At 76.2% G+C, this 8,648-nt stretch carries 8 protein-coding genes; 2 read left to right on the top strand and 6 right to left on the bottom strand.

Going from position 1 to position 8,648, the window contains the following annotated elements; genetic code table 11:
- A partial coding sequence (locus E1300_RS44805; RefSeq protein ID WP_131763365.1) for a VldE C-terminal domain-containing protein occupies positions 1-958 on the top strand: 958 nt, incomplete at its 5' end.
- 15 nt (positions 959-973) lie between these two features.
- On the opposite strand, the gene E1300_RS44810 is transcribed toward E1300_RS44805, so the two are convergent.
- The 4 genes from E1300_RS44810 to E1300_RS44825 all read right to left on the bottom strand — a co-directional run bounded on the left by E1300_RS44810 (position 974) and on the right by E1300_RS44825 (position 5,797).
- On the bottom strand, positions 974-2,968 hold the full coding sequence (locus tag E1300_RS44810) for an ATP-binding SpoIIE family protein phosphatase (protein ID WP_131763366.1): 1,995 nt from the start codon (positions 2,966-2,968) through the stop codon (positions 974-976).
- A 178-nt stretch (positions 2,969-3,146) separates the two neighbouring features.
- Positions 3,147-3,920: an SDR family oxidoreductase gene (locus E1300_RS44815; RefSeq protein ID WP_131763367.1), complete on the bottom strand. Its 774-nt coding sequence runs from the start codon at positions 3,918-3,920 to the stop codon at positions 3,147-3,149.
- 21 nt (positions 3,921-3,941) lie between these two features.
- Positions 3,942-4,937: an RNA polymerase sigma-70 factor gene (locus tag E1300_RS44820; RefSeq protein WP_242619798.1), complete on the bottom strand. Its 996-nt coding sequence runs from the start codon at positions 4,935-4,937 to the stop codon at positions 3,942-3,944.
- Positions 4,937-5,797 (bottom strand): spermidine synthase, encoded by an 861-nt coding sequence (locus E1300_RS44825; RefSeq protein WP_131763368.1) that lies wholly within the window; start codon positions 5,795-5,797, stop codon positions 4,937-4,939. The genes E1300_RS44820 and E1300_RS44825 overlap by 1 nt, the downstream gene beginning before the upstream one ends.
- A gap of 80 nt (positions 5,798-5,877) precedes the next feature.
- On the opposite strand from E1300_RS44825, the gene E1300_RS44830 reads away from it, so the two are divergent.
- Positions 5,878-7,464 (top strand): phosphodiester glycosidase family protein, encoded by a 1,587-nt coding sequence (locus tag E1300_RS44830; protein WP_131763369.1) that lies wholly within the window; start codon positions 5,878-5,880, stop codon positions 7,462-7,464.
- A 12-nt stretch (positions 7,465-7,476) separates the two neighbouring features.
- Here E1300_RS44830 and E1300_RS44835 read toward each other — a convergent pair whose 3' ends face one another.
- A complete protein-coding gene (locus E1300_RS44835; protein WP_131763370.1) occupies positions 7,477-8,514 on the bottom strand; it encodes an ABC transporter ATP-binding protein in 1,038 nt (345 codons plus the stop codon).
- Positions 8,498-8,648, bottom strand: a 151-nt coding sequence (locus tag E1300_RS44840; protein ID WP_370785984.1) for an oligopeptide/dipeptide ABC transporter ATP-binding protein, incomplete at its 5' end; no start/stop codon positions are given. The genes E1300_RS44835 and E1300_RS44840, both read right to left, overlap by 17 nt.

Here is an 8,648-nt window from a genome sequence, read left to right on the forward strand (position 1 = left end):
CACCCCGCACCTGCTGGTCGCCGGCACCGCGCCGCTGCCGCCCGCGGCGGTGGAGCGCGCCCGGCGGCTCAAGGGCGTCGCGGGGATCACGGTCGTCGACGCGGCCCGCGCCCAGGTCGGCGGGCGGCGGGTGGGGCTGCTCGGCGTCGACCCGTCGGCGTTCCGGGCGTTCGCGCCGCGGCGGACCGCCGAGTCCGACCAGCTGTGGCAGACGGTCGCGACGGGCGGGCTCGCCGTGTCCTTCGACCTCGGCCAGGACGGGTCGCTGCCGCTCGGCCGGGTCGTCCAGGCGGGCAGCAGCAGGCATCCCGGGCAGGTGCGGGTCGGCGCGTACGCCTCGATGGGCATCGGGTCCGTGGACGCCGTCGTGTCGCGGACGCAGGCCCGCGCGCTCGGGCTGCCGGACGGCAACGGGCTCGTCCTCAGCGCGCCGAAGGCCGACACCGGCCGGCTCGCCGCGCAGCTCAGGCGGATCCTGCCGCGCGGCACGAAGGTCGCTCCGCTGAACACGCCCGCGAAGGCGGGCGCCGAGCCCGCGAAGACCGGCCCGCGCGTGACGGGCCGCCCGGACGGGGCGCGGGGCCGCAGCACCCCGATCACGGGCAACATGATGACGCCGACGATGCGCGGCGTCCTGCTGGAGATCAACGGGATGTTCGGCCCGTTCCCCACCATCGGCTGCTACCGCGGCACCGGCGACCCGCAGGACCACGGCGACGGCCGGGCGTGCGACTTCATGGAGAGCACGGCGGGCGCGATGCCGAGCGCGAGCGCGCAGCGGCACGGCGACCAGGTCGCGCAGTACGCCGTCGCCAACGCGCGTAGGCTCGGGATCTCCTATGTCATCTGGCGCCAGCACATCTGGAACGTGCGCGGCGGCGGCTGGCGGCCCATGGCCGACCGCGGGAGCATCACCCAGAACCACTACGACCACGTGCACATCTCGGTGCTGCGGTAGGGGCCGTCCGGCGGGCTAGGGAAGGTCCTGCTCGCACCAGACGACCTTGCCAGCGGTCGTGCGGCGGACGCCCCAGCGCCGCGCCAGGCGGCCCACGACCTGGAGGCCCCGCCCCGATTCGAGCATCTCGTGCCCGTCCTCGTGGTGGATGCGGGGCCGCCCGTCGGCGCCGTCGAAGACCTCGCAGACGAGGCCGCCCTCGCGGACGAGCCGGAGCATCACCCGCCCGCCCGCGTGCTGGATGGCGTTGGTCACGAGCTCGGACACGAGCAGCGCCGTCGAGTCGGCCATCTCGTCCAGGTCCCAGCGGGCGAGCCGGTCGCGGACGAGCCCGCGGGCGCGCCGCACGGCCGCGGGCTCGGCGGGCAGCTCCCAGGAGGCGTGGTGGTCGGCCGGGATGCGCCGCAGCCGCGCCACGAGCATCGCGATGTCGTCGCGGTGCTGGTCGTCGTAGACGCCGTCGAGCGCCGCCTGGCAGAGCTCCTCCAGCGGGCGGGCCGCGGCGTCGCGGCCGAACGTGCGGCGCAGCCGGGCCAGGCCGTCGTCGATGTCGCGGGCGCGGTTCTCCACGAGGCCGTCGGTGTAGAGGAACAGCAGCGTGCCGTCCTCGACGGTGAACTCGCGGCTGACGATCGGGCCGTCGCCGACGCCGAGCGGCGGGGCGGGCGGGACGTCCAGGTAGTCGGCGCCGGTGCCGGGCGGCGCGAGCAGCGGCGGCAGGTGCCCGGCGCTCGCGACCTCGCAGCGGCCGATCACAGCGTCGTAGACGACGTAGGCGCAGGTCGCGAAGTGGGGTTCGCGCTCGCCGAGCGTCCGCATCAGCGAGTCGAGCCGTTCGAGGGCCTCGGCGGGCGGCAGCTCCAGCCCGGCGAGGGTGTGGATGGCAGTGCGGAGCCGGCCCATCGTGACCGCGGCCTTGACGCCGTGCCCCGCCACGTCGCCGACGACGAGCGCGACCCGCGCGCCCGGCAGCGCGATCGACTCGTACCAGTCGCCGCCGACCTCGATGAGCCGGCTGCCGGGCAGGTAGCGGTGGTGCACCTCGACCGGGGACGGCGCCGACAGCCCCGTGGGCAGCAGGCTGCGCTGGAGCGTGAGGGCGGTGGCCCGCTCGCGGCCGTACTTGCGGGCGCTCTCGATGAAGATGGACGCCCGGTTGGCGAACTCCATGCCGATCTCGACGTCGTAGGCGTCGAACGGGCGGTGCGCGACGTTGCGCGCGCAGACGAAGAAGCCGAGCACGCCGCCGCCCGACACGATCGGCAGGAGCAGCAGCGAGGCGCCCTTCAGCATGTCGGCGAACGGCGGGCGGCGCCAGGCGGCGGCGATCCGCGCGGCGCCGTCGCCGCCGAGCCCGACCAGCACCGGCTGCCCGGTGTCCATGCAGCGGTGGTGCGGCGTGTCGGGCGGGAAGGCGAACGTCTCGCCGGTGGGGAACGTCGCGTCCCAGGCGGGGTCGTCGTCGTCGAAGCCGATGGCCATCCGGCGCAGCAGCGGCCCCTCCCCGCCGGGGTGCGGCTCGTCGGCGTCGACGAGGCTCTCCAGCAGCAGCAGGCCGCCGGAGTTGCAGAAGTGCGGGACGAGCACGTCCATCAGGCCGCGCGCCAGCAGGTCGAGGTCGAGGGTGGCGCCGATGCGCGGGAGGGCGTCGTCCAGCAGCGCCCTGCGGATCACGGCCGGGTCGACGAACCGGTCGGCGAGCGGGACCGGCACCCGGACGACGGCGAGCGCCGCGATCTCGGGCACGCCGCCGCCCATCGGGTGCACGGTGACGACGGCGTCGAGCGTCGTGCCCGCGGGCGTCTCCACGGCGAGCATCGCGGTGCGCTCCCGCCCGGCCTTCACCGCCTCGCGGAGCGGCTCCCGCGCACCGGCGATCACCTCGTCGAGGTGGGCGCCCGGCAGGCCGTTCGGCCCGGTGGACAGAACGGCGGCGGCGTTGCGGTCGAACTGGAGTATTCTCCCCGACGAATCCAGGCCGAGAATCAGAATTCGGGTGGACGACTCCATCGCTCGATTATGGGACATGGAACCCGCCCGTGAGGCCGATACGGCGGGGGAAACCGGCGCGGAACCCCGATCCGGTGGGAGTTCCGGGCCCGCCGCCTCCGGGGCACCGCGCGCGAATTCCCGTCCGGCGACGTCCCGGACCGCCCTTTCAGCAGGTGGCGAATGGCGCCGCCGGGATCTAGGCCGGGACGCTCACCTCGGCGTCCAGGAACTGCTGCCAGGTGCGTTTCCCCACCGCGTGGCCGGGGGCGAGGTGGTGGCCCGCGCGAAATCCCCTCGCCGCCCGTCCGGGGAGCGGGACGGGGACCAGCGGGCGCCGCCGCCCCCGAGCGCGCAGGTAGGAGCGCGCCATCTCCTCCAGCGTGAGCACCTCGGGCCCGCCCATGTCGTCGGCGCGCCCGGCGGGCCCGTCCGCGAGGGCGAGTTCGGCGAGCCGGTCGGCGACCTCGCCGACGTCGACCGGCTGGCAGCGCAGGCCCCGCGGCAGCGGCATCGCCCCGGGGACCTTGGCGAGCACGCCGAGGACCATGGCCGGGAGCGTGTGGAACTGGGTGGTGCGCAGGATCGTGAAGGGCAGCCCGGAATCCGCGAGGAGGCGTTCCACCGCGAACTTGGTCTTGTAGTAGGGGTACGGGATGCGGTCCACCCCGACGATCGAGATGTAGACGATGTGGGGCGACCCGTGCTCCCGCGCCGCCTCGACGAGGACGCGCGCCGCGGGCAGGTCGCTCTTCGGATGGCGGGGGTCGCTGGCGCAGTGCACGACGGTGCCGGCGCCCGCGAGGGCCGCGCCGACGCCCTCACCGGTCCGCAGGTCGCCCCGATGCCAGGTCACACCGTCCTTCGGCCGCCTCTCGGCGCGGCTGAGCGCCCGCACGTCCGCCCCGGCCTCGACGAGCCTCCGGGTGAGGGGGCCGCCGAGCGTGCCGCTGGCCCCGGTCACGAGAATCATGTCGTCCTCCCTTTGCCTTCCTCAGGAGGGACCGGACGGCCCGCCCGGATGTGACAGCACCCGGGAGGCGTAGGCGAGCTTGTCGGGGTTGAGGACGCTGTGCACCGCGGTGATCAGGCCGCCGGACACCTCCAGCGCGGCGATGACGACGACCGTGCCGTCCAGCCGCCCCACCACGGCCGGGCCCCCGTTGACGTCCTCGACGGCGGCGGTGAACGTCCCGGGCGCGAGACCGGCCGTCCGCCCGGCGACGCCGAGCAGGAACCGCGCCACCCGGTCGCGGCCCGCGACGGGGCGGCGGGCGGCGCTGACCTTCCCGCCGCCGTCGGACCAGGCGACGACGTCCGCGGCGAGGAGCTCCTCCAGCGCCGCCATGTCGCCGCGGGCCGCGGCGTCGAGGAAGCGCTCGACCAGCCGCCGCCACTCCGCGCCGTCCGGCGCGAACCGGCGCTCGGCGGCGGCGACCCGCAGCCGGGCCCGGTGGTGCAGCTGCCGGCTCGCGGCCTCCGTCACCTCCAGGATTCCCGCGATCTCCCGGTGCGGGTACGCGAACGCCTCCCGGAGCACGAACACGGCCCGCTCCGCCGGCGTCAGCGCCTCCATCAGCGACAGCAGCGCCAGCGACACCGAGTCGCGCTGCTGGACGGTCTCCAGCGGGCCGAGCGCGCCGAGCGTCCCGAACGGCGCGCCGGGCGCGGGCGGGCCGCCCGGGACCGGCTCGGGCAGCCAGGCCCCGGCGTAGGACTCGCGGCGGGCCCGCGCCGACGTCAGCCGGGTCAGGCACAGGTTCGTGACGACCTTGGTCAGCCAGGCGCGCGGCTCCTCGACGGCCGCCCGGTCGGCGCCGTCCCAGCGCAGGTACGCGTCCTGCACCGCGTCCTCGGCCTCCTGGACCTCGCCGAGCATCCGGTACGCGAGGCCCGTCAGCAGCGGCCGCAGCGCCTCGAACACCGCGACGTCGGCAGCCGCCATCGCCCGCCCCCGCTCCGGGCCGGCCTCCCCCGGCTCGCGGGCCATCAGGACCTCCCGAAGACCTGCGGCGGCGGGACCGGCGCGGTGATCTCCTCGCCGTCGTGCAGCGGCGCGGCCCCGGCGCAGAAGGCGGTGAGGTCGTCGCCCGCCACCAGCCGGGCCCGGGCGAGGCCGCCCGCCGCGCGCCGCGTCAGCTCCGGGACGGGCAGCGGCGCTCGCGACGCGGCCACGATGAGGTTGCCGAACCGCCGCCCCCGCAGCACGCCCGGGTCGCCCATCAGCAGCGTGTGCCGGAACACCGACCGGACGGTGGCGGCGACCCGCCGCGCGAACGGCAGCCGGAACCCGTCCGCCACGTTCACGAGATAGGCGCCGCCGGGCCGCAGCACCCGCGCGACGTCCTGCACGAACTCGCGGGTCGCCAGCTCGACCGGCATGGACGCCTCCGCGAACGCGTCCATGACCACCAGGTCGTCGGCCTCGTCGGGGAGCGCCGCGATCCCGGTGCGCCCGTCGGTGACGCGGATCCGCAGCCCCCGCACGCCCTTGACGGGGAGCTGCTCGCGGACGAGCCGCACCAGCTCCCCGTCCGGCTCCAGCACGATCTGCCGGGATCCGGGGCGGGTCGCGGCGAGGTAGCGGGGCAGCGTGCATCCGGCCCCGCCGACGTGGACGGCGTCGAAGGCCGCGCCGGGCTCCGCGAGCGCGTCCACGACGTCGCCCATGAGCCGCATGTACTCGAAGTCGAGGTAGGTGGGGTCGGACAGGTCCACGTACGACTGCGGGACGCCGCCGACGAGCAGCATCCAGCCGCCGTCCCGGTCGGCGTCGCGCAGCAGCTCCGCCTCCCCGCCGGCGATCCGGTAGCGGTCCGGCCTCGGCCCCTGCCCGCCCTTGCGCACCATGGCCCCAGCCTAGGACGCGTCCGCCGAACGATCACCGCGGGCTCACCCGCCCGTCATCCGGCCTTGCGATCATGGCGGCCATGCGACGCCGTCCCCTCCTCGCCGCCGCCCTCGGCGCGGCCGCCGTGACCGCTCTGGCGCCCCCCGCGACCGCCTCGGCCGCCCTCCGCCCGTCCGCCCGGCTCCCGCTCGGCTCAGCGTCCCTGCACGAGGAGCGCGCCACCGAACGGGTCGCACCGGGCGTCACGCTGACGCACATCACGCGCGGTGCGACGTCGGCGGCCGACGCCTGGACGCTGCACGTGCGCCTGGCCGTGCCCGGCAACGCCTCCGCCGTCATCGGCCCCCGGGCCACCGCCGGCGACGCCGCGCGCCGCCTCGCCGCCGCCGGGTTCCGGCCCCGGGTGGAGGCCGTGCGCGGCCCGCGGTTCGCGGACGTGCGGCCCGGCATCGTCGGCTACGTGGTCCGCGTCGGCCGGTACGCCACGGAGGCCGACGCGAAGAAGGACCTGCCCGCGCTCTCCACGGCCGGGTTCTCGGCGGGCACGTCCTACACGGCGCAGGACGGCGAGGACGCGACCGGCCCCTGGCGCCTGCACGTCCTGACCGTGGACCCCGCCCGCTTCCGAGGCCGCGTCGTGTCCTCGACCGGCGGACCGCTCACCACGGTGGACACGGTGTCGGCCCTCGTCCGCTCCGCCGGAGCGATCGCCGGGATCAACGGCACCTACTTCTCCCCCGGCGCGCAGGGCGGCCCGGCGGGGCTGCACGTCCTGGACGGCGAGCTGACCAGCGAGGCGAACAACGGCCGGACCGCGATGATCCTGCCGCGCGACGGGCGGGGCGTCCGCCTCGCGCCGCTGTCCACCGACCTGCGGGTGCGGGCCGGGGACGGCGCGACCCGCGAGGTGGACGGGGTGAACCGCCTGCCCGGCCGCGTCGACAACTGCGGCGGAGTCGGCGGCGACGCGCCGACCGAGCGCCCGCAGCACGACGTGACCTGCACCGATCCGGACGAGCTCGTGTCGTTCACCCCGCGCTACGGCGCGTCCAGCCCGGCCGGGACGGGCGCGGAGGCCGTCCTGGACGCGAACGGGCGCGTGACCGCGTTCAGCGAGGCGCGGGGCACCGCGATCCCGGCGGGCGGGCGCACCGTCCAGGCCGTCGGGACGGCCGCGGACTGGCTGCGCGCCCACGCGCGCCCCGGTGCGGTCCTCACCCTGTCGCAGCGGGTGCTCGACCGGGGCCGCCCGGTCCGGCTGGACGCGGGCGCCTCGATCCTCGGTGCCGGGCCCCGGCTCGTCCGCGACGGCCGCGTCGAGGTGGACGCCTACGCCGACGGCCTCGTGCACACCGGTGACGACTGGTCGTTCTACTACAACTGGGTGCTGCGCCGAAACCCGCGCACGATGGCGGGCGTGGACGCCCGGGGCAGCCTGCTCCTGGTCGTGGCCGACGGTCGCGCCGCCGGGTTCAGCGAGGGCCTGTCGATCCTGGAGGCCGCCCGGGTGATGCGGTCGCTCGGCGCCGTGCAGGCGATGAACCTGGACGGCGGCGGCTCCAGCACCATGGCGCTGTCGGGCGGCGTCCTCGTCAACCGGCCGTCCGACGCCGCCGGCGAGCGGAGCGTGGGCGACGGCGTCCTGCTGCTGCCCGGCCGGGACTGACCCGGAGCGCTCTCAGCTCCGGACGGCCTGGACGTCCTCGCTCGCGAAGTGGCAGGCGCTCGGATGGGCCGACCCCTCGCGTTCCCGCAGGGCGGGCTCCTCCTCCGCGCACACGTCCCGCGCCTTCCAGCAGCGGGTGCGGAACCGGCATCCGGACGGCGGGTCCAGCGGCGACGGCGGCTCGCCCTCCAGCTGGATCTGCCCGGCGAGGCCGGGCGCGTCCGGGTCGGGGACCGGCACCGCCGACAGCAGGGCCTGCGTGTACGGGTGGGTCGGGTGCTCGTAGATCTGGGCCTCGTCGCCCGTCTCGACGACCTTGCCGAGGTACATCACGGCGATCCGGTCGGAGATGTGGCGCACGGCCGCGAGGTCGTGGGCGATGAACACGTACGCCAGCCCCAGCTCGCGCTGGAGCTCCGCGAGCAGGTTCATCACCTGCGCCTGGACGGAGACGTCCAGCGCCGACACCGGCTCGTCGCACACGATCACCTCGGGGCGCAGCGCGAGCGCGCGGGCGATCCCGACGCGCTGCCGCTGGCCGCCGGAGAACTGGTGCGGATACCGGTTGACGTGGCCGGGGTCGAGGCCGACGAGCTCCAGCAGCTCCTGGACGCGCGCCCGCCGCTCCCCCTTGGGCGCCGCCTCGGGATGGATCACGAACGGCTCGCCCACGATGTCGCCCACCGTCATCCGCGGGTTGAGCGACGAGTAGGGGTCCTGGAGCACCATCTGGATGCGGCGCCGGAGCGCGCGCAGCTCCGCCTTGGGCATCGCGAAGACGTCGCGGCCGTCGAAGCGCACGGTGCCCGCGGTGGGGCGCTCGGCGGCGAGCAGCAGCTTGGCGAGCGTCGACTTGCCGCACCCGGACTCGCCGACGACGCCGAGCGTCTCGCCGCGGCGCAGCTCCAGGTCCACGCCGTCCACGGCCTTGACATGCCCGACCGGCCGCTTGACGACCACGCCGCGGGTCACCGGGTAGTGCTTGACCAGGCCCTCCACCCGCAGGATCGGGTCCGCGGCGCTCGGCGCGCCCTCACTCGGCTCCGGCACGGTGGACCTCCTCGGCGAAGTGGCAGGCGGCCTCGTGCCCGGGCGCGACGCGGACGAGCGGCGGCCGCTCGGCCGCGCAGACCGCCTCGGCGCGCGGGCAGCGCGGCTGGAACGGGCAGCCGGGCGGGAGCGCG

It is taken from the genome of Actinomadura fibrosa (assembly GCF_900659615.1).
In the GTDB taxonomy this organism is placed as follows: domain Bacteria; phylum Actinomycetota; class Actinomycetes; order Streptosporangiales; family Streptosporangiaceae; genus Spirillospora; species Spirillospora fibrosa.

Coding starts and splice junctions, on each gene's coding strand:
- E1300_RS44830 (WP_131763369.1), top strand. CDS start 5,878: ATGCGACGCCGTCCCCTCCTCGCCGCCGCCCTCGGCGCGGCCGCCGTG.
- E1300_RS44810 (WP_131763366.1), bottom strand. CDS start 2,968: ATGGAGTCGTCCACCCGAATTCTGATTCTCGGCCTGGATTCGTCGGGG.
- E1300_RS44820 (WP_242619798.1), bottom strand. CDS start 4,937: ATGGCCCGCGAGCCGGGGGAGGCCGGCCCGGAGCGGGGGCGGGCGATG.
- E1300_RS44825 (WP_131763368.1), bottom strand. CDS start 5,797: ATGGTGCGCAAGGGCGGGCAGGGGCCGAGGCCGGACCGCTACCGGATC.
- E1300_RS44815 (WP_131763367.1), bottom strand. CDS start 3,920: ATGATTCTCGTGACCGGGGCCAGCGGCACGCTCGGCGGCCCCCTCACC.